General features: G+C 44.4%; 17 protein-coding genes. 11 read left to right on the top strand and 6 right to left on the bottom strand.

From position 1 onward, the window contains the following. Positions 1-43: 43 nt before the first annotated feature. Positions 44-733 (bottom strand): ABC transporter ATP-binding protein, encoded by a 690-nt coding sequence (locus tag ACE1CD_RS18425; protein WP_374825976.1) that lies wholly within the window; start codon positions 731-733, stop codon positions 44-46. A 324-nt stretch (positions 734-1,057) separates the two neighbouring features. Here ACE1CD_RS18425 and ACE1CD_RS18420 point away from each other — a divergent pair, with 324 nt between their 5' ends. The 4 genes from ACE1CD_RS18420 (at position 1,058) to ACE1CD_RS18405 (ending at position 4,334) form a co-directional block, all read left to right on the top strand. After that, positions 1,058-2,257 carry an RNA-guided endonuclease InsQ/TnpB family protein gene (locus ACE1CD_RS18420; RefSeq protein ID WP_374825975.1) on the top strand — a complete coding sequence of 400 codons (1,200 nt, stop codon included), beginning with the start codon at positions 1,058-1,060 and terminating at the stop codon, positions 2,255-2,257. A gap of 32 nt (positions 2,258-2,289) precedes the next feature. Continuing rightward, positions 2,290-3,339 (top strand): Sll0314/Alr1548 family TPR repeat-containing protein, encoded by a 1,050-nt coding sequence (locus tag ACE1CD_RS18415; RefSeq protein WP_374791400.1) that lies wholly within the window; start codon positions 2,290-2,292, stop codon positions 3,337-3,339. Between the two features lie 108 nt (positions 3,340-3,447). Beyond that, positions 3,448-3,897 (top strand): DUF3531 family protein, encoded by a 450-nt coding sequence (locus ACE1CD_RS18410; protein ID WP_374825974.1) that lies wholly within the window; start codon positions 3,448-3,450, stop codon positions 3,895-3,897. Positions 3,898-3,905: 8 nt separating this feature from the next. Continuing rightward, entirely contained in the window at positions 3,906-4,334 is a 429-nt protein-coding gene (locus tag ACE1CD_RS18405) for an NUDIX hydrolase (RefSeq protein ID WP_374825973.1), read from the top strand. A gap of 108 nt (positions 4,335-4,442) precedes the next feature. Here ACE1CD_RS18405 and ACE1CD_RS18400 read toward each other — a convergent pair whose 3' ends face one another. Beyond that, entirely contained in the window at positions 4,443-4,820 is a 378-nt protein-coding gene (locus ACE1CD_RS18400) for a hypothetical protein (protein WP_374825972.1), read from the bottom strand. Between the two features lie 222 nt (positions 4,821-5,042). Here ACE1CD_RS18400 and ACE1CD_RS18395 point away from each other — a divergent pair, with 222 nt between their 5' ends. Further along, positions 5,043-5,585 (top strand): dual specificity protein phosphatase family protein, encoded by a 543-nt coding sequence (locus tag ACE1CD_RS18395; protein WP_374825971.1) that lies wholly within the window; start codon positions 5,043-5,045, stop codon positions 5,583-5,585. Positions 5,586-5,707: 122 nt separating this feature from the next. Here the strand turns inward: ACE1CD_RS18395 and ACE1CD_RS18390 are convergent, their stop codons facing one another. After that, positions 5,708-6,121, bottom strand: a complete 414-nt coding sequence (locus ACE1CD_RS18390; protein WP_374791390.1) for a PleD family two-component system response regulator — start codon at positions 6,119-6,121, stop codon at positions 5,708-5,710. 703 nt (positions 6,122-6,824) lie between these two features. On the opposite strand from ACE1CD_RS18390, the gene ACE1CD_RS18385 reads away from it, so the two are divergent. The 6 genes from ACE1CD_RS18385 to ACE1CD_RS18360 all read left to right on the top strand — a co-directional run bounded on the left by ACE1CD_RS18385 (position 6,825) and on the right by ACE1CD_RS18360 (position 16,303). Further along, positions 6,825-9,740 (top strand): GAF domain-containing protein, encoded by a 2,916-nt coding sequence (locus ACE1CD_RS18385; protein ID WP_374825970.1) that lies wholly within the window; start codon positions 6,825-6,827, stop codon positions 9,738-9,740. A gap of 312 nt (positions 9,741-10,052) precedes the next feature. Continuing rightward, positions 10,053-11,915, top strand: coding sequence for an NAD(P)H-quinone oxidoreductase subunit F (locus tag ACE1CD_RS18380; protein ID WP_374791386.1), 1,863 nt, complete (start codon positions 10,053-10,055; stop codon positions 11,913-11,915). Between the two features lie 96 nt (positions 11,916-12,011). After that, on the top strand, positions 12,012-12,725 hold the full coding sequence (locus ACE1CD_RS18375; protein WP_374791384.1) for a carbonic anhydrase: 714 nt from the start codon (positions 12,012-12,014) through the stop codon (positions 12,723-12,725). Between the two features lie 90 nt (positions 12,726-12,815). Beyond that, complete coding sequence (locus tag ACE1CD_RS18370) at positions 12,816-14,324, top strand: NADH-quinone oxidoreductase subunit M (protein WP_374825969.1); 1,509 nt, start codon at positions 12,816-12,818, stop codon at positions 14,322-14,324. A 51-nt stretch (positions 14,325-14,375) separates the two neighbouring features. Next, positions 14,376-14,996 carry a CDP-alcohol phosphatidyltransferase family protein gene (locus ACE1CD_RS18365; RefSeq protein WP_374825968.1) on the top strand — a complete coding sequence of 207 codons (621 nt, stop codon included), beginning with the start codon at positions 14,376-14,378 and terminating at the stop codon, positions 14,994-14,996. An 11-nt stretch (positions 14,997-15,007) separates the two neighbouring features. After that, positions 15,008-16,303, top strand: a complete 1,296-nt coding sequence (locus ACE1CD_RS18360; protein WP_374791379.1) for a CO2 hydration protein — start codon at positions 15,008-15,010, stop codon at positions 16,301-16,303. Positions 16,304-16,453: 150 nt separating this feature from the next. Here the strand turns inward: ACE1CD_RS18360 and ACE1CD_RS18355 are convergent, their stop codons facing one another. The 3 genes from ACE1CD_RS18355 to ACE1CD_RS18345 all read right to left on the bottom strand — a co-directional run bounded on the left by ACE1CD_RS18355 (position 16,454) and on the right by ACE1CD_RS18345 (position 18,679). Continuing rightward, positions 16,454-16,612: a hypothetical protein gene (locus tag ACE1CD_RS18355; RefSeq protein WP_374791377.1), complete on the bottom strand. Its 159-nt coding sequence runs from the start codon at positions 16,610-16,612 to the stop codon at positions 16,454-16,456. A gap of 521 nt (positions 16,613-17,133) precedes the next feature. Then, on the bottom strand, positions 17,134-17,535 hold the full coding sequence (locus ACE1CD_RS18350) for a fasciclin domain-containing protein (RefSeq protein ID WP_374791375.1): 402 nt from the start codon (positions 17,533-17,535) through the stop codon (positions 17,134-17,136). 82 nt (positions 17,536-17,617) lie between these two features. Continuing rightward, on the bottom strand, positions 17,618-18,679 hold the full coding sequence (locus ACE1CD_RS18345; protein ID WP_374825967.1) for a chemotaxis response regulator protein-glutamate methylesterase: 1,062 nt from the start codon (positions 18,677-18,679) through the stop codon (positions 17,618-17,620). Between the last annotated feature and the right edge of the window lie 42 nt (positions 18,680-18,721).

Raw genomic sequence — 18,721 nt, 5'->3', positions numbered from 1 at the left:
GATTTTGGATTTTAGATTTTGGATTGCTAATTAGCGGTCGTAACTATGAACTGGGTACTGGGAATTCTCCGGGAGTCCTCTGTTCTCCCGATTTGAGTGTAGCTGGATCGACAGACTTTAGTTCGCCGCGATCGAGCGTCCAGCACTTGTCAGCTATACTCAACAAATCGCCAGCATCGTGCGTCACGACAAACAAAGTCCAATGGCTTTTCAGCTTAGCTAATAAATTCACCAGCTGACGGCGCATCGACCAATCCAGTCCAGCCGTGGGTTCATCCAACAACAGCAGAGGCGGCTGACGAATCAGCTGCACCGCTAAAGCAAGGCGTCGCTGCTGACCGCCGCTTAAGGAATTGGGAGAAGTGTTCAACGATAAATGTTCCAGTCCCACTTCTGTTAAAGCTTCTCTGACTCGCTGAGAACCCAATTCTGGATGTCCCAGGCGCAATTCCTCTAAAATACTGCTGCCGCAGAAATGCCGTTCGGGAAACTGAAATACCAAGCCACTTAATTGTTGCAGATCGTCGGCGATGAGTTCTCGATCGCGCCATAAGACTTTGCCAGATGTGCTTTCACTCAATCCAGCCAATATTTCTAATAAAGTGCTTTTGCCAGAACCGCTGGGGCCGATCGCTAGGCCCATCTCCTGTGGTGCTAATTCCAGGTTAATCGATTTTAAGATAGCGGTTGGGGTAGCTGGAGGGTGATAACTCAGGTCTCGTAGATAGAGCATTCAGTAAAAAACACAAACCGTACTGTCCTCATTTTGGCAGACTTGTTGAGTGCAGCGCTAAACTGGAACGGGAAATCGACCTTTGCGTCAAAGGTGAGGAGATGCCCAAACCTTTGGCATCATTTATTTAGCTTGAACCGACATTCATCCCACATCTGACCCGACAGGGCAGCGTGGGATGAACGTCGGGTGAGTTGACGACAGTCCTCTGACCAATGCCGTTGGCGTACCCTGTCCGAAGGACATAGGCAAGGGAAGAGGAAATGGAGAAAACGAACATTTTCTATGCTATACTCTTTTATAGCAAACTCTTTTCACTCTAATATGTTAAGAGTCGTCAAAGTCAGATTATATCCAGATGTCCAGCAACAACAGTCACTAGCGCAAGCTTTTGGCTCTTGTCGTTGGCTTTGGAATTATTGCCTGAACTTGATGAATCAAACATATAAAGAAACTGGTAAAGGATTGTCTGGGTATGAAGTCAAAAAGATAATTCCTCAGTTAAAGAAAGAGCATGAGTGGTTATCGCTAACTTACTCGCAGTGTTTACAACAAGTTTGCTTGAATCTGGGGGTGGCATTTAATAACTTTTTTGAGAAAAGAGCTAAATACCCTAGATTCAAATTTAAGCATGGTAAACAGTCAATTCAATACCCTCAAAACGTTAAAGTTGCTGAGAGTTATTTAACTCTCCCAAAAATAGGAGATGTATCGGCAATTATTCATAGATATGTTGAGGGTAAAATCAAAACTGTAACTGTATCCAAAAACTGTTCTAATCAATACTTTGCATCAATTCTTCTTGATGATGGGAAAGATAAACCTAGCTCAAGCGTAGAAGGTAAGGCAATAGGTATTGATTTGGGGCTGACTCACTTTGCTGTTACGAGTGATGGGTCTAAATTTGATAATCCTAGAATACTTAATAAGCATGAAAAGAATTTAAAACTCAAACAACAGCAGCTATCTAGGAAACAGAAAGGCTCTATTAACCGTATTAAAGCTAGAAAAAAGGTGGCTAGAGTTCAGAGAAAAATTACTAATTGCCGTGAAGATTTTCTGCATAAACTATCACGTAGGATAGTTAACGAAAACCAAGTTATTGTTGTAGAGAATCTTAACGTTAAAGGGATGATGCGGAATCATAAACTTGCCAAGTCTATTCATCAAGTTGGCTGGGGGAGATTTTGCACCATGCTAAAATACAAGGCAGAGATAGAAGGAAAAATTTATCTAGAAGTTGATAGATTTTTCCCTAGTTCAAAAACCTGTCATGTGTGTCTTAATCAAGTTGGCAGTTTGCCTCTTGATGTAAGATTTTGGACTTGTGAAAAGTGCCAAACTAAGCACGACAGGGATGTGAATGCAAGCATTAACCTCAGAGATGAGGGACTACGAATTTTGACCTCTGGAACGGGGGATAAAGCCTGTTGCCCAGATGTAAGTCGGAGTAAGGGAGGACGCAAGAAATCCACTACTACGTTTTCTGTTGGGCAGGAAGCCCACACTGTACCGTCAGGTTAGTGTGGGTAGTTCACCTTTTCAGCTTTGAGGCGATGATGGATTTGTTTCCTACTGCCAAACTGATTGTTTCTGCCTTCACCAGCGCGTACTGCAAGCACTTCGCGCCGCGTGGTAAATGGCATTTCGTCGGTGTTACTGCGATCGCACTCAGCTTGTGGCCAAACCCCATCTTAGCTGGAGATCCCTTTCGCAGCAGTAACCCCAAACCAATTGGAAATAGCACAGAAGCTGCTTTTAAGGCTCTGTTTAAAGAGGGAAACTATAAGGAAACCGCAGAACTTTACCTGCCAGAAGCTGAATCTAAAGAGCCAAACGAGCCGATGGTTTATGCTTTGAAGGCATCTTTAGCTTACACTGATTGGCAGGGAGATAAAAAAAATAAGGCTTTGTTGGAATCGTTGAAATCCTACGCTGCTAAAACTCGCGAAACCGCTGCAAATTTAAAAGCAACTGACCCTTTGCGCGGTAATCTCTACATAGCTGCGGGTCACGCTTTGGAGGCTGCTGCGATTGTGGGCGAAAATGGTACTGTTAAAGGTGCGCCGCAAGCTTTGAGCAAGTTGCAGGAGGTGTACCGGGAATTGGATGCGGCGGAGAAAATTAATGCGAACGACCCGGAACTAAATTTACTTAAAGGCTGGATGGATTTACTCATTTCGGTCAATTTGCCTTTTACCGATCCTCAACAGGCGATCGAACGTTTAGAAAAAGCAGCTCCGCCCTATCTAGCTTATCGCGGGATGGCAGTCGGATATCGGGATCTCAAACAGTATGACAAGGCGCTGCAATATGTGGATGTCGCCCTCAGAAATACGCCTGATAATCCAGAGTTACAATACCTAAAAGCGCAAATTTTGGTAGGACTGGATAAAAACCAAGAAGCTAAGGAATATTTCCAAAATGCCTTGACAAAATCCGCGCAATTACCCAAAGATTTGGTTGCACAAGTTGTACGCGAACAGTGCAAAAACCAAGTTAGCATCGATCGCAAAGAGCGTAATTGCAGTGCGCTGCGAAATCAAGTCAAACAAATGGATGGCAAGTGGGGCCCGATCGCCAGCCAGTTACCCAATTTAGATTAAACAATCTCATGGAATGACACCCGAAAACACATCAAATTGTCTCTTTACCTAACCCCTAATCCCTCTCTTCTCCCCTAGCCCCGACGCCCTAACCCCTAACCCCTGTCTATGCAAGTTCAATTCCGCGAGTACAATCAGTTCGATCTGTGGATATGGTTGGAGTTCAGTACCGTTCCTTCATACTCAGAAAAACAGTATCTGGAAGAGGTTTTCGATTCCTGGTTTTTCTTGGGAAAACTGGGAGGATTCAATGCTGAAAATCTCCAAGTTCAAGATACAGGTTTAGAACTCAGCGACATGGATTATGACGAAAATGCAGCTGATGAAAGTTTGATGGCGCTGATGCACAATATGGGCGAGTTTGAGTATTTGGGAAGGTGGGCGCGTTGCTGGTTTGATTTGGGAACTAGCGATGCGATCGCACTTGATATCCTGATTAACGCCCTCAAACAATTGAGCAAAGAATACGTTACAATAGAAAGATTGTTTATTGGCGGTGAAAATGAAGATTGGCCGATCGAACAAAGACACCAAGCTTCTGTTTACGATGGTAATTAACGAAAAATATGCACAAAGAAGGTGAAATTAGGGTTTTGTGTTTGGGAGTGATTAAAGATGGCGATCGCATCTTTATCGGTGAAGGCTACGACCCCGTTAAAAACGAACATTTTTATCGCGCCTTGGGTGGTGGTGTCGAGTTTGGCGAAACCAGCTACGAAGCCTTGAAAAGAGAATTTCAAGAAGAAATTCAGGCAGAATTAACTAATATCAAATATTTGGGCTGTTTGGAAAGCCTTTTCACTTTCAACGGCAAGCAAGGTCACGAAATTTTGCAAATTTATCAATGCGACTTTGCCGACCCAAAATTTTATCAGATGGACAACATAGTGTTTGCTGAGGGAAAGCGAAATAAAACCGCCCTGTGGGTAGAAATCGAGCGGTTTAAGTCGGGAGAATTGAGGTTAGTGCCAGAGCAATTTTTGGATTATTTGTAAAGAGGTGATTTGGCTAAATTGTAAACGAGAGGGATGCTTTGGATAAGTTTTTTGACTTATTTGAAGATTTTCGGAATCGCCATCAGAAATTAGAAATTGATGAAATAGCTAAAGCAGAGGATTGAGAGGGTGACAAAAATCGTTCGCACCTTGGCGCATCACGTACATCATCACTGGCGTTGCCAATAAATCAGGACAAAGATTGGACGTTGCCAAGTAAGGTACAATTTCCGCAAAATTACCGTTTAGCAAATCGTCGCGCAATTCGCGTCGGCAGATCAGGGAGCGACATTTTCGTGCTAAAATACCCAACCAGTCAGAATTGGCGATTTCTGGTTGCTGTCCGGAACGAATGGCGAGGGCGATCGCCGCATCTTCCAAATCTCCTTCGCAATCCTCAAGAACTTGCAGAGCTTGTAATGCGCTGGGATAATCTGCTAATTGAGAACGAAAATGTGCGATCTCTTCTTGTGTAACTTTAGTCATACGGTTCCCCTCACGACGAGCGCACCCGGCATAGAATTCAGTGGGCAATTACCATTTTGCCAAAGCTGGCATCATAAAGCGATCGCACCAGATACAAAATAGGAAATATATCGCTCGATCTCACCGATCCGAATCTATCCAAAGTATGCTATAGCTAAAACAGGCACAGCAAATCGCTGCTGTCACCTACCCAACGCTAAAGTTAAGGTCTTTCCCCCACAAATGATTAACCAAGTCAAACGACTCCTGGGAATCGAAACCAAATCTTCTTCCCCGATGAGGGCACTTTCCATAGACTGGGTACTGCCTGGAAAGCTAGCTGTGGGCAGATTACCCCAACCTGGTGACGCTGCTGCACTTTTAAAAGCTAATATTAAATTTGTCTTGACTCTGTGTGGGGAACAAGAAGGAACTTTACCAAAAGATATTACCGATAATTTTCAATGTTTGCGTTTGGTGTTACCGGATAGATTTTATACAAATGAGATGACAGTAGAGGAACTAGCCGAAGCGGTGACGGTTGTGCGCCAAAATATGGAAAAATCTATGCCAACCTACGTTCATTGTTTGGCAGGAATTGAGCGATCGCCTACTGTTTGTATTGCTTATTTGTGCAAATATGAAAAAATGGAACTCTGGGAAGCAGCTAACTGGCTCAAACAAGTCCATCCCAATTCTCTGCCCCATCCTGCTGCGTTGCGTGCCATCCGAGAATTTATCGTTCCTGTGCAAGAAGACTCCCGCCACAGCGAAGGTCGGCAGTGATACTATCAATAATTTTGTTTTAACTGGATGTCATATCCTGAAGGTTGATTTAGCTCCAACAAATTGGATAGGTAAACCCCCTATGTAATAATCTAAAATCTAAACTAAAATCTAAAATTGATTTAGGCTTCTCCTTGAACTTCCGAAGGTAAGTTAATGCTGACAAACTTACCTACTACCTGACGCAATTGATTGCTATCAAACGGTTTAGTTAAATATTCTGTAGCCCCTGCCAGACGTCCTTGCACTTTGTCAAACAGTTTGTCTCTTGCTGTTAGCATTATAATCGGTAGTTCCCGAAACTGCGGTAAGTTACGCACAGTGCGGCAAAATTCCAAACCATCAATACCGGGCATGGAAACGTCCAGTAATAATACAGCAATTTTCTCGTGGTAAATCATTGCCAAGGCGTCTACAGCATTTCCTGCTACGAGAACCCGATAGTCTGTGGATAAAGCGCGTTTGACCATTTCTTGGGTGACGACGCTATCATCCACTGCTAAGATTGTCGGCATACGATCTAAACTTGAAGACATAATTTTTGTTCCAGTTTTTTACTCTACCCTACTAACACAACTTTAACTTGTTCTGCTAGCAGACGTTAATCTCCGCAAAAGCGGATACATATAGCACTTTGATTAAATTTTTTCCAGTTTCTCAAGAGTTGGAAGTTACCACTACAATTATATTGATTTTTGTTAAATCAGCTTAAGAATAGTTAAAAAATAATTGTAATAATTAGTTAAACAAATTAAAATAAATATTAAAACTAACCAGCGATATATATCGTAATGCTCATCTATGGTATAGGGGCGTCGGCTCCTTAAAATTACGTAATCCAAGAAAGCAAGTAGGTATTAAACAAGGTGGGTAAAAGATTGTCGATACTAGCCTATCCAAGCGCCAATGGCAACAAGTTGAGAAAAAGCTATACGTTTGCCATTTGGAGATCTAAACTTTAACTTCAGCAAAAGAGCTGGCAACAGGGTGCTGTTGGTCAAACCATTTAAAAATCTACCGAACATTCACATAATCGGCTGGTGAAGCGGCAATATTTTTAAACCGCCTCACCAGCCGGAATCGGTTGAGTAACGGTTCTCAATAATAGGTATCAATAGATACCCCAAAAGAGAGATGGCCTACTTAATAAATTTGGATAATTTTAAGATTTAACCATTTTAGGCCAAGAACTGTTTACCCTCCCGGCAAGTTCCAAAAAGGAAGAGGCGCTCATAAAAAATGACAGCATCATTACCGGGTCACTCAGCGTACCAGCTTAATGACCGATCGAAGAGCCAAATTCTCAGTGCGGCGACCGATGCAGATTTAGAGGATCTAACTCGCTTGGCTGCATACGTTTGTCAGACTAAGATCGCTTTATTGTGCCTGATTGACTCTGGGCGACTGTCGATCGAATCAAAAGTTGGTTTGGGGACTCAGGAAGCGTATATGTGCCAGAGTTTGTGGGCTCAAGTCATCCGTAGTAGATCGGAATTATCGATCGTACCGGATACATTAGCTGACGAAAAGTTTGCGAAAAATCCAGTCGTGACGGGTCATCCAAACATCAGATTTTATGCTGGGATATCTTTGATGACATCGGAGGGGATTCTCCTGGGCACCCTAAGTATAATGGATTACGCACCACGAGATTTGAACAGCGAACAATGTCACGCACTGAAAATTATCGGTCGCCAAGTGGTTACTCAACGGTTGCTACGGGGCGGAAGCCACTCTGGGTGCAAAGTCATCAAAGTGAAGGAAATGCCGCCGGAAATACCGTGGGATATTGTCGAGATATTTGAAAGCATCACGGATGCTTTTTTTGCGCTGGATTGGGAGTGGCGGTTCAGTTACTTAAACTCGCGAGCAGAGCAAGTTTTGCTGAGAACCAAGAATGAGTTAATCGGTAAGTCTATATGGGATGAATTACCAGAGGCTATAGGTTCCACATTTGAGAAAGAATGTCACAGAGCGGTATCCAAGCGAGTGACAGTACATTTTGAAGAATTTTATTCACCTCTGGGGATTTGGCTAGAGGTAAGAGCCTATCCTTATCAAGGCGGGTTATCAGTTTATTTCCGGGATGTCACGGCAAGGAAACAGTCAGAAGCAATGCTGATGGAGCGATCGCGCCTCTCAGCTTTCGGTGCGGCGGTAGGCATCGCGCTGGGACAAGGCGGTGCGATATCGGAAATCCTCAACCGTTGCACGGAAATTACGATCGAGCATCTAGATGCCATCAATGCTTGTATTTGGACTGTCAAGCAAGGATCGAACAAACTCGAACTTGAGGCGATGGCCTTTGCCAGCGATGAACCTACAGACTCTGGCACCCCAGAGTCGTGCGACTTGATTCGCCCAGATAGCAGCATAGCTGAGAAGATAGCTCAAAATCACCAACCCTACCTGAGCAACGACCTGCGAGATCGCGATCGTTTCCAAGAAAGGGAATGGCTCAATAAAATCAAACCGCACAGCACCAAAAAAGTCAAAGCTTTTGCAGGCTATCCTCTAATTGTAGAAGAGCGGTTGGTGGGCGTGATGGCTGTTTTCAGCCGTCAACCCCTCAGCCAAGAAGGACATAATACGTTAGAGTGGGTAGCCAATGCTATTGCTGTGGCGATCGATCGTTATTGGGCGCGATCGGAACTGCTCTCGCGTCGGGAAAGCCTGCTATTCCGCCTAGCCAGCCAAATTCGCAATTCTTTGGATCTCGATACAATCTTGGGTACTGCGGTCAACGAAATTCGCAGTTTGTTGCAAATCGATCGCTGTCATTTTCTCTGGTGCTGGCCCGATCCGCAAAACCCCAGCCTGACGGTAACACACGAATCGTGCCATCCCAACTTGCCCAGCTTGTTGGCCGACTATCATACAGAGAAAGTTACCTCGCTGGTCAAAAAAATCGTCAATTTAGAGACAATTCGCATAGATGATGTGGACAGCGCTGTCAATCTAGACGATCCAGAGCAAATTCTGTTGAACAGTTTAGGCGTTACTTCGCAATTGCTCATCCCCCTGGCAACTCGTTCCGGCCAGATGGGGGCAGTTGTATGCAGCCATTGTAGCGGCCCCCGACCTTGGAGCGACAGCGAAGTCGAGCTACTCAAAGCAGTGGTAGACCAATTGGCGATCGGTATAGACCAAGCCGAACTTTTTGCCCAAACTCGCGCAGCTGCGTTTGCCGCTCAAACTCAGGCGCAACAACTAGAGGGAGCTTTGCAACACTTAAAGGAAACCGAAGCACAACTGGTACAAACCGAAAAAATGTCCAGCCTCGGTCAATTAGTAGCAGGTATTGCTCACGAGATCAACAATCCCATAAATTTTATTTACGGCAACGTCGCTCATGCCAGCGACTATATCGAAGACCTCCTGGAATTGGTGAGTCTCTATCAAAAGTATTATCCCAAGCCAGCAGCAGAAATTCACGCTGCCGCTGAGACAATGGATTTAGAATTTGTCAAAGATGACCTGCCCAAATTGCTAGCCTCAATGCAGGTGGGGACAGAAAGGATTCGTCAAATTGTCCTGTCGCTGCGAAATTTCTCCCGCCTTGACGAAGCAGAAAAGAAACGGGTTAATATCCACGAAGGCATTGACAGCACTTTGTTGATTTTGCAAAATCGCTTAAAAAGTACTTCAAGTAGGCCGGATATTAAAGTAATTAAAAATTACGGCAACTTGCCGAGGGTTGAGTGCTACGCCGGACAGCTCAACCAGGTGTTTATGAACGTTCTCAGCAATGCGATCGACGCCCTGGAAAACCAACCCTCACCCAGGACGATCTGGATTAGCACCGAAATAACGAAAGTCCCATCGGCTATGACAGAGCCGGAGAGCGCGACAGTGACAGAAAATGTGCATAATAGTTCCCCCATTACCCCCATCGCCAATGACCAATGGCCAATGCTCTATACTCAATTTGTTACCGTCAGAATTCGCGATAATGGGCCCGGAATGACGGAAGAAGTCAGAAAACGCCTTTTTGACCCATTCTTTACCACAAAGCCGGTCGGCAAAGGAACTGGTTTGGGGCTATCGATTAGCTACCAGATTGTCGCGGAAAAGCACGGCGGTCAGTTGAAGTGTATTACTGCCCCAGGGCAAGGGGCCGAGTTTATCATTGAGATTCCGATCGATCGCCGCTAATCATACTGTTCGATCGCACGGTATTATTAGTTTTGCTTATACTATACCCAGGGGAGATCTGATAAAATTTTTTCTATACAGCCTTTCTATGTTCAATTACAGAGCCGCGCAGTCATAGATAGCACTCTATAGCTACCATCTTTAAGTTTGATGGTTGCAGTGCTTCCTTTTATATTCTCTAAAGACTATACTCTTGTAACAAAGATTAAAACAAAATTAATCTCATGAACTGAATAGCTTTGTGCAATGGCGATAAGCTCAGCCCACACCAGATGGGCCTGAGTTTTAGGTGTAATTTTCGAGGTTACCTAGATGTCTGAGCTCTTGCTTCATAGTGTTTGGTTGATACCTTGCTACGCCCTCATCGGCGTGCTTTTGACAGTACCTTGGTCGCCGGCAATTATTCGTCGTACTGGCCCCAGGCCGGCTGGTTACGTAAACTTGTTGATGACATTAACGGCTTTTATACACGGTTTATTTGCGTTGTCAGCTTGTTGGGGAAAGCCAGCACAAGAGTTAGTTATTCCCTGGTTAAAAGTCGCCAGTTTGGAATTCTCTATACCTTTACAAATATCTGCAATTACTGTCGGTGCGACCGTGTTAGTAACGGGTTTGAACCTGTTAGCGCAAACTTTCGCGATCGGCTACATGGAGATGGACTGGGGCTGGGCGAGATTCTATTCATTACTGGCACTTTTTGAAGCCGGAATGTGCAGTTTGGCTCTGTGTAACTCCTTGTTTTTCAGTTACATGATTCTAGAAATCCTCACGCTGGGAACGTACCTACTGGTAGGGTTGTGGTTCAGTCAACCTTTAGTGGTCACGGGTGCCAGAGACGCTTTCTTAACCAAGCGGGTGGGAGATTTATTTTTACTGATGGGAGTGCTGGCGCTGTTACCCATCGCCGGAACTTGGAACTTTTCGGAATTAGCTGAATGGGCAAAAACCGCCGATATATCACCAACAACAGCAGCTTTATTGGGATTGGCTCTAATCGCCGGCCCGATGGGTAAATGCGCTCAATTCCCGTTGCATTTGTGGTTGGATGAAGCAATGGAAGGGCCGGTTCCCTCGACTATTTTGCGGAACTCGGTTGTGGTGGCGACTGGTGCTTGGGTGTTGGTAAAATTGCAACCCGTTTTGGCACTTTCGCCTTTGGTAATGACCGTGATGGTGTTTATCGGTGCGGTGACGGCAATTGGTGCTAGTTTAATTGCGATCGCCCAAATTGATATCAAACGATCCATATCCTACTCCGTCAGCACCTACATGGGCTTAATCTTCATCGCCGTAGGAACGCAGCAAGCTCAAACAGCGTTAATGTTAATGTTGAGCTACGCCTTGGCAATGGCGCTGTTGGTGATGAGTACAGGTGGGATAGTTTGGAATAACATCACCCAGGATCTTACCCAATACGGCGGTTTGTGGTCGCGCCGACCGATATCCGCTCTATCCTATATTGTCGGTGCTTTCGGTTTGTTAGCAGTACCGCCCTTGGGAAGTTTCTGGGCTTTGCTGCGATTGGCAGACCATCTTTTCACAAATGAACCTTTGTTATTTGGCGTTTTGCTCACAGTTAACGGTTTGACTGCCTTTAGCTTAACTCGCGAGTTTGGCTTGATTTTTAGTGGCAAGCCGAAACAAATGACAGAGCGATCGCCAGAAGCATTTTGGCCGCTGACATTGCCAACTGTAATTTTAATGGGCTTTACGCTACACCTCCCATTACTGTTGTTGCAATGGCAATTGTTGCCAAACTGGTCTTCTTTAAATATAGCTACCGCATTTTTGCTAATTTTATCCAGTGCGATCGGTTGTGGCGTCGGCAGTAGAATTTATCTGAACGACAATTGGCCCAAACCCGTACAGTTAGCTTGGAAACCACTGCAAGATTTACTAGCCTACGACTTCTATACCCCCAAACTTTATCGCATCAGCATCGTGTTTGTCGTTGGCTTAGTGTCTGCGATCGTTAGTGCGATCGACCGTTACTTAGTAGATGGATTGGTTAACTTAGTTGGTTTAGCCACAGTCTTTAGCGGCCAAAGCTTAAAGTACAATGTTTCCGGACAAGGCCAGTTTTATGCCCTGACAATCTTGTTTGGATTAATTTTGTTAGGCATTTTGGTAAGTTGGCCTTTCCTATCTCATCTTTCCCTGATTGTTACTGGTTGATAAAAAGATGTCGATCGCCACTCAAAATCGGCTAAATTTATCAACACCATCTCAAGATTTAGGCAAAATAAAGTTTTTCAAGGTGTGAGGAGCTTAATGAACAGAACAAGTCAGCAGCTTGGTGTTTCTAGAAGAAATTTACTTAAATTTGGCGCAGCTGCTTTAGGTACAAGTGTAGTAGCATCTCAAGTCGGTTCCCAATTAATTGCCCCAGCACCAGCAATTGCCCAGAATGACATCAGCCCCGACGAAGCTCTGCAAAAATTAATGGATGGGAACCAACGCTTTATCACCGGAAAAACTAGAAATCCTAACCAAAGCTTGGCTCGCTTAAGACAAGTCAGCCAAACTCAAAAGCCGTTTGCTGCTCTTCTAACCTGTGCAGATTCCCGCATTCCGGCTGAGATTCTGTTTGACCAGGGATTTGGAGATTTATTTATGTGCCGTGTGGCTGGTAATATCGCTACTCCAGAAGAAATGGGCAGCCTTGAGTTTGGCACATTAGTATTAGGAGCTAAAGTGATAATGGTAATGGGTCACAAAAGATGCGGTGCCGTAGATGCCACAATAAAAGGCGCACAAGTTCCCGGTCAAATAGGCAGTTTGCTAGATGCAATTAAACCGGCTTTACAAATTTCAAGAAGTCTAGATAACGATCGCCTTGAAAGCACAACCAAAGCTAATGTTTTGGTTCAAGTTGAAAATTTGAAAAAATCGTCAGTGATATCCCAGTTAATTAAAGAAAACAAACTGAAAGTTGTCGGCGGTTATTTAGATTTCGATACTGGTGTTGTCAGTATGGTCAGTTAAACGCGATCGCACCTAATCGGAGTTCATTATTATGCTTAAGTTCAATGAACTCCGGCCAAACAAAAAATAACCGATTTGGTAGACTGTAATATGCTCAGCGCATTAATTTGGATACCTGTTTTAGGAGCAGCTTTAGTAGGATTTTGGCCGGGAACAAAAACGCCATCGCAATTGCGATCGATCGCATTAACGATTGCGAGCGTTACTGTTCTTTGGACATTTTGGTTGCTTACTCAATTCAATATCGCCAATCCAGGAATGCAGTTTATTGAATTCCTTCCCTGGATTGAACCTCTGAAATTGAATTACAAACTCGGTGTAGATGGTTTATCTTTACCGCTGTTATTTATCAACAGCTTCCTAACTTGGTTGGTGATTTATAGTGGCACTCAACAGCAAGCGCGACCCCAGCTTTATTACGCCTTGATTTTGCTAGTTAATGCTGGTGTAGCTGGCGGTTTCCTCGCACAAAACTTGCTGCTGTTCTTCCTATTTTACGAGTTAGAGCTGATTCCTTTCTATCTATTAATTGCCGTTTGGGGAGGACAAAAGCGGGAATACGCAGCCATGAAGTTCCTGCTTTACACGGCAATTTCCGGATTTTTGATTTTAGGTGCTTTTTTAGGGATGGCGTGGTTGAGCGAAACAACCACTTTCGCCTACGAATCGCTGACAACCCAACATTTACCATTGAATGTGCAGCTAATATTGCTGACAGCAATATTGATAGGATTCGGCATCAAAATTCCTCTCGTACCTTTGCATACTTGGTTGCCAGATGCTTACACAGAAGCTTCTCCAGCTGTAGCGATTCTTCTCGGTGGCGTACTTGCCAAATTGGGAACTTATGGCTTAGTGCGTTACGGTTTAGAACTATTTCCAGAAGCTTGGGCGACTGCTGCACCTGGAATAGCGATTATAGGCGCAATTAGTGCAGTTTATGGGGCATTGAGCGCCATCGCACAAAAAGATATCAAACGTATGGTGGCTTATAGTTCGATCGGTCACATGGGCTATATACTTTTAGCCTGCGCCGCCGCCACACCTCTAAGCTTAGTTGGTGCAGTCAGCCAAATGGTTGCCCACAGTTTAATCCTGGCAATTCTCTTCCATTTAGTAGGAGTAATCGAAACAAAAGTCGGCACTCGCGATTTGGATCTTCTCAACGGTTTAATGAGTCCGATTCGCGGTTTACCCCTCACCAGCGCCCTATTAGTTTTGGGAGGAATGGCAAGTGCGGGTATCCCTGGTTTAGTGGGATTTGTAGCTGAGTATTTAGTCCTGCAAGGCAGTTTTTCAAGCTTTCCAGTAGCAACGCTTATTTGTGTAGTTTGTAGCGGTTTAACAGCAGTTTATTTCGTTATTTTGCTGAATCGCACTTGTTTCGGCAAATTAGATAACAAAATCGCCTACTATCCCAAAGTAAATTGGCAAGAGCGCACGCCTGCTTTCATTTTAGCCGCTCTCATTTTATTCTTGGGGATACAACCGACTTGGTTAGTGCGTTGGAGCGAACCGACAACAGCCGCAATTGCTGCTTCTTTTCCCGCTAATAGCTATCAAATTGCTTCCGTTTCTCAGGATTCAGAAGTTAAGTAAAACGTAGGGTGGGCATTATCCACCCTACAACCTCAGTACTCAGCACTTCCTATGACTCCTTCACCCCAACTAGAGCAAAAACAGCAAAGTCATAGCTGGATGAAATATATTCCATCCGCGCTTGTACTGAGTCGCCTTCTCATTTCTCCTTTCCTTTTATGGGATGCGTTTGATGGCAAAACAACAGTTTGGTTCATTGTCGGTTATATTGCCGCATTTCTCTCCGATATCTTTGATGGAATAATTGCACGACGCCTGGGTGTCAGCAATGCCAAACTCCGTCAAGCCGATAGTTGGGCTGATGTTTCTCTTTATATCTGCATAGCTGCTAGTGCGTGGTTGGCATATCGCCCTGTTTTAATCGCTCACAAACTACCTTTGTTTTTGGTTATTTTTGCCCAGTTGCTGTGGTGGGCGGTCAACTTGGTTAAATATGGCAAACCCGCCAGCTATCACACCTATTCAGCTAAAATTTGGGGAATAACACTTTTCATTGCTGTTGTTGCTTTATTTGCTTTTAATTACGGGGGAATAGCTTTATGGTTGAGTTGTATTGTTGGCACTATTCACAGTCTTGAAGAAATTATCATGACGCTGGTATTGCCAACCTGGACGCATGACATTTTAAGTATTTTCCATGCTTTGCAATTACGTCGTGAATTGAGTAATTAAAGGAACATAAAATGGTACAAACTCCCATCAAGCCAGAAACTAAATTGCCACCTTCCAATCATGAATTCGCTCACGTGATTCATCGCTTAGAAGCAGGTGGCGCAATGCTACCGGACACTCCGGAAAATTTGATGCAAATTATCGGACTTTACAAAGCTTATGCAGTACCGATGGATTTTTACTGGCGGGATCTGCTATACATTGCCGAACGTGTATTTTTAGACCCCTTTCCTTTCTTTAAGTACTTCTTGCCAAAAGAGTACTTAGATTTGCACAATCATTATGCCGGAGATGATGCCGATTTGCGGATATGGCGCGGACAAGCAACTGCCCATCCGGAACTTTTGGCGTTTATGGAGAAGGGAGAAACCTTCAAAATGCCTAAGTTGTTTCATCACTTGTGGCATGACAGAATTAATATGGAGTTTGCAGAAGCCTGTATGCAGGCTATGTTTTGGCATAGAGGTATGGGTGGCAAATTTGACCCCTATTTGGATACGGAGGAATATAGAGCCAACGCAGATAGGGCGATTAAGGCTTACTTTAAATACAATCCGGTGATGTTGGGATTGTATAAGCTTTTCCCAGATATGTTTATAGAACAGGTGAAGCAATTATCCTATTACAGTAACCTGGGTTTATTCTGGGAAGTGATGGCTCCGGTATTTTTTGAAATGAGCGATCGCTACGACGAAGGAAATATTAAAAGCGTCCCCGATGCGATGAATTTTCTCGTAAATGGAATCTTCGCGATCGCGGGTCGTCCCATCTATCATCACGTCTACATTCGGGGCGAAATGTACGAAATAATCCCCAAATCAAAAGGTTTCATGTGGTTATACGAAGCTGCATTACCTTATGTAGAAGCTGTGTTTTATCGCACCGCTCCTTTCCGGGGTACAAAGTCTTACAACGCCCAAGCTAAACAAGTGCCTGAAGATCAGAAAGATTTCCACTACGGTATCCTTTATGCCGATGTTTTCCCGGTGGGTACTGCTGGTATTCCCCCCACATTGTTGATGCAAGATATGCTGCATTTCCTGCCCCCATATCTAGTGGATTACTATAGCAAACACTGCCGAGGTGAAGATGATATGTTAATCCAACTCGGTATTAGTTTTCAGCGCTCGATGTATTGCGTTACTTCTGCTGTAATTCAAGCTTTGCGAACTGCGCTTTTGTATCCTTTAGACGATCCGAATCCAAAACATTTGCAAGCAAATCGGGCTTTCTTTGAAGGACAAATAGACAGATTTAAGCGTCCGGAAGCTCGTTTGCGCGATATTCAGAGCCAGGATTATAGATAGCAAGTTGGTGAGTCAAGCCTTTAGAAACCCGGTTGCGCCAAGAAACCGGGTTTCTCGTTGTTGGGTTTCAAAATGAAGTTATATGGTGCGTTACGCTACCCCTAACGCACCCTAAAGTTGTGACAGTTCCGAATAAGTTGGGAGAGAAGCTCACTGTCGCCGCTGGCGCATTTCTTTGAGGTAAGCTTTTTGATAATTCAAGTAAGTACTATGCCACTCACGATAACGGCGTTCCCCGTCGCGAACAAGCATTTGACGATATTCTTCCGAGGGGATGAATCGTTTCTGGGGATTCAACTGTGTTTTCATAGGTAACACCGCCTTGTTGACAACTCAAGTGGAAGGGAATGTTTTGGGTTGGAATTCTAGGACTATTTAATTAAGCCGATTTGCCCAAACTCCAGGTTTGATGGTTAACTTACTTCATCATAATCACAATGTCAATGACATGGATCGCATTGCGATCGGCTGCGATGTCTTTGGTTTCTTTTCTTTTGGGCTAAAAGAGCTTTCTCGACGATCTCAGTTAGGCAAATCTGTCCGCAGCAATTACCTATGGTAGCAATCGAAGACAAGAGCATTTTGTGTTGCGAAACAACTAATTTGCGGGTCGGTTAATTGCGGATACTGCTTGTGATAGAAAGGCAATATAGGTTTGTAGAGTGGGCTAATCCTATCTAATTAGAGATTGACGAAATATCGCAAATATGCAGCATAAAGCTAGGGATATGCGGTTCGATCGGGCGATCGACACAATTTGGTTGTCAACTGTATCTGTCATCGAAACAGTTGACCCACCAATTAGCTTAATCTCCTAGCTTGAGCGTCATTTACCCCATCAGAATCACGGTGTCAATCACATGGATTACACCGTTATCTGCTTCGATATCTGGCGCTAAAACCGTGGCATTTTTTACTTCAAAACCGTTAGAGCAATCTATCTTGATGGGCGAACCTTCAACTGAGATAACGGAACCAAGTTTTGCCAAATCAGCCTTCATCAACTTACCGGGAACGACATGATATGTTAAAATCCTGGCAAGCTGTGGAATATTTTGTACCAGAGTTTGTATAGTTCCCGGTGGTAGCTTGGCAAAAGCATCGTCATTGGGGGCAAATACAGTAAAAGGGCCTGGACTTTTGAGAGTATCGACTAAACCAGCTGCTTGGACAGCAGTGACCAAAGTTGTGAAAGAACCCGCACCAACTGCAATATCAACAATGTCAGGCATAAATTTCAGTTCATAGTTTGCAAACAGTTGCTTTAAAGAGCGTAAACTAACCTGAAATCATAGACAATCTAATTTTTTGGCATCACACAGCCTCTATAATTGCTGATGCCATACGATCGAGGCGCAGGCTTTTGTCGCTCAAACCCACTTCGTCCACCGAACGCGGCATCCCGTAAACAACGCAGCTCTCTTCCGCTTCTGTAAAAATTGAACCGCCGTGAGATTTTATCCAGGCTGCACCTTGTTTGCCATCCGATCCCATACCGGTCATGACTACACCCAAAACGCGATCGGCAAACACCTCTGCCGCCGACTGAAACAGCACATCTACGCTGGGACGGTGCAGGGTATCGAAGGGACGCGCATCCAGATGCGTAACCACTCTACCATCCGCTTGGCGGATAAAGCTGAGATGCCGTCCAGCAGGCGCAATAAACACAACACCTGGAGTTACTGCATCTCCTTCTCGCGCTTCGATTACCTTCAGCGAGGATATATCATTTAATCTGCGAGCATACATTTCTGTATAACCGACTGGCATATGCAGAACGATCGCAACAGGTACGGGAAAATTTTCAGGCAACTGAGGAATCAAAAAACTCAGCGCCTGGGGGCCACCAGTAGAAATTCCCAGCACGACAATATCCACCGCACGCGATCCCACTTTATTCAGGCTCGTGACTTTAACTTTTGCAGGCGATTCAATTTCGCCATATGAGGCTACGGTAGGCAGATTGGTTAGGCGTATACTGGCAGCGATTTTCACTTTTTTAATCAATTCATCCGCGATTTCAAAAACTTTTTCCGTTGCCAATGCGGTCGGCTTTTGCACAAAATCAACTGCCCCGGCATCAAGCGCTTCCAGTGCCGTTTCCCCGCTCTCGCTGGCAATACTGACAATTATCACTGGCACGGGACGACGCTTCATTTGCTCGCGCAAGAATTCTACCCCATTCATGTTGGGCATAATTAAATCTAACGTCACCACATCCGGGTTAAGTTGTTCAACCATTTCCAATGCTTCCACACCATCGCGAGCAGTACCGATCACTTCAATAAGCGGACTGCGAGATAGCATTTGTTTGACTATTTTACGGACATAAGCAGAGTCATCGACAACTAACACACGCACTATTTGAGACATAACAATCAATCTCTCCCGAACAATTGGAAATTGGAAATTAGG

Origin of the sequence: Aerosakkonema sp. BLCC-F183 (assembly GCF_041929145.1) — a bacterium.
In the GTDB taxonomy this organism is placed as follows: Bacteria; Cyanobacteriota; Cyanobacteriia; order Cyanobacteriales; family Aerosakkonemataceae; genus Aerosakkonema.
This window is presented reverse-complemented; position numbering and strand designations above follow the sequence as displayed.

Coding starts and splice junctions, on each gene's coding strand:
- ACE1CD_RS18425 (WP_374825976.1), bottom strand. CDS start 733: ATGCTCTATCTACGAGACCTGAGTTATCACCCTCCAGCTACCCCAACC.
- ACE1CD_RS18420 (WP_374825975.1), top strand. CDS start 1,058: ATGTTAAGAGTCGTCAAAGTCAGATTATATCCAGATGTCCAGCAACAA.
- ACE1CD_RS18415 (WP_374791400.1), top strand. CDS start 2,290: ATGATGGATTTGTTTCCTACTGCCAAACTGATTGTTTCTGCCTTCACC.
- ACE1CD_RS18410 (WP_374825974.1), top strand. CDS start 3,448: ATGCAAGTTCAATTCCGCGAGTACAATCAGTTCGATCTGTGGATATGG.
- ACE1CD_RS18405 (WP_374825973.1), top strand. CDS start 3,906: ATGCACAAAGAAGGTGAAATTAGGGTTTTGTGTTTGGGAGTGATTAAA.
- ACE1CD_RS18400 (WP_374825972.1), bottom strand. CDS start 4,820: ATGACTAAAGTTACACAAGAAGAGATCGCACATTTTCGTTCTCAATTA.
- ACE1CD_RS18395 (WP_374825971.1), top strand. CDS start 5,043: ATGATTAACCAAGTCAAACGACTCCTGGGAATCGAAACCAAATCTTCT.
- ACE1CD_RS18390 (WP_374791390.1), bottom strand. CDS start 6,121: ATGTCTTCAAGTTTAGATCGTATGCCGACAATCTTAGCAGTGGATGAT.
- ACE1CD_RS18385 (WP_374825970.1), top strand. CDS start 6,825: ATGACAGCATCATTACCGGGTCACTCAGCGTACCAGCTTAATGACCGA.
- ACE1CD_RS18380 (WP_374791386.1), top strand. CDS start 10,053: ATGTCTGAGCTCTTGCTTCATAGTGTTTGGTTGATACCTTGCTACGCC.
- ACE1CD_RS18375 (WP_374791384.1), top strand. CDS start 12,012: ATGAACAGAACAAGTCAGCAGCTTGGTGTTTCTAGAAGAAATTTACTT.
- ACE1CD_RS18370 (WP_374825969.1), top strand. CDS start 12,816: ATGCTCAGCGCATTAATTTGGATACCTGTTTTAGGAGCAGCTTTAGTA.
- ACE1CD_RS18365 (WP_374825968.1), top strand. CDS start 14,376: ATGACTCCTTCACCCCAACTAGAGCAAAAACAGCAAAGTCATAGCTGG.
- ACE1CD_RS18360 (WP_374791379.1), top strand. CDS start 15,008: ATGGTACAAACTCCCATCAAGCCAGAAACTAAATTGCCACCTTCCAAT.
- ACE1CD_RS18355 (WP_374791377.1), bottom strand. CDS start 16,612: ATGAAAACACAGTTGAATCCCCAGAAACGATTCATCCCCTCGGAAGAA.
- ACE1CD_RS18350 (WP_374791375.1), bottom strand. CDS start 17,535: ATGCCTGACATTGTTGATATTGCAGTTGGTGCGGGTTCTTTCACAACT.
- ACE1CD_RS18345 (WP_374825967.1), bottom strand. CDS start 18,679: ATGTCTCAAATAGTGCGTGTGTTAGTTGTCGATGACTCTGCTTATGTC.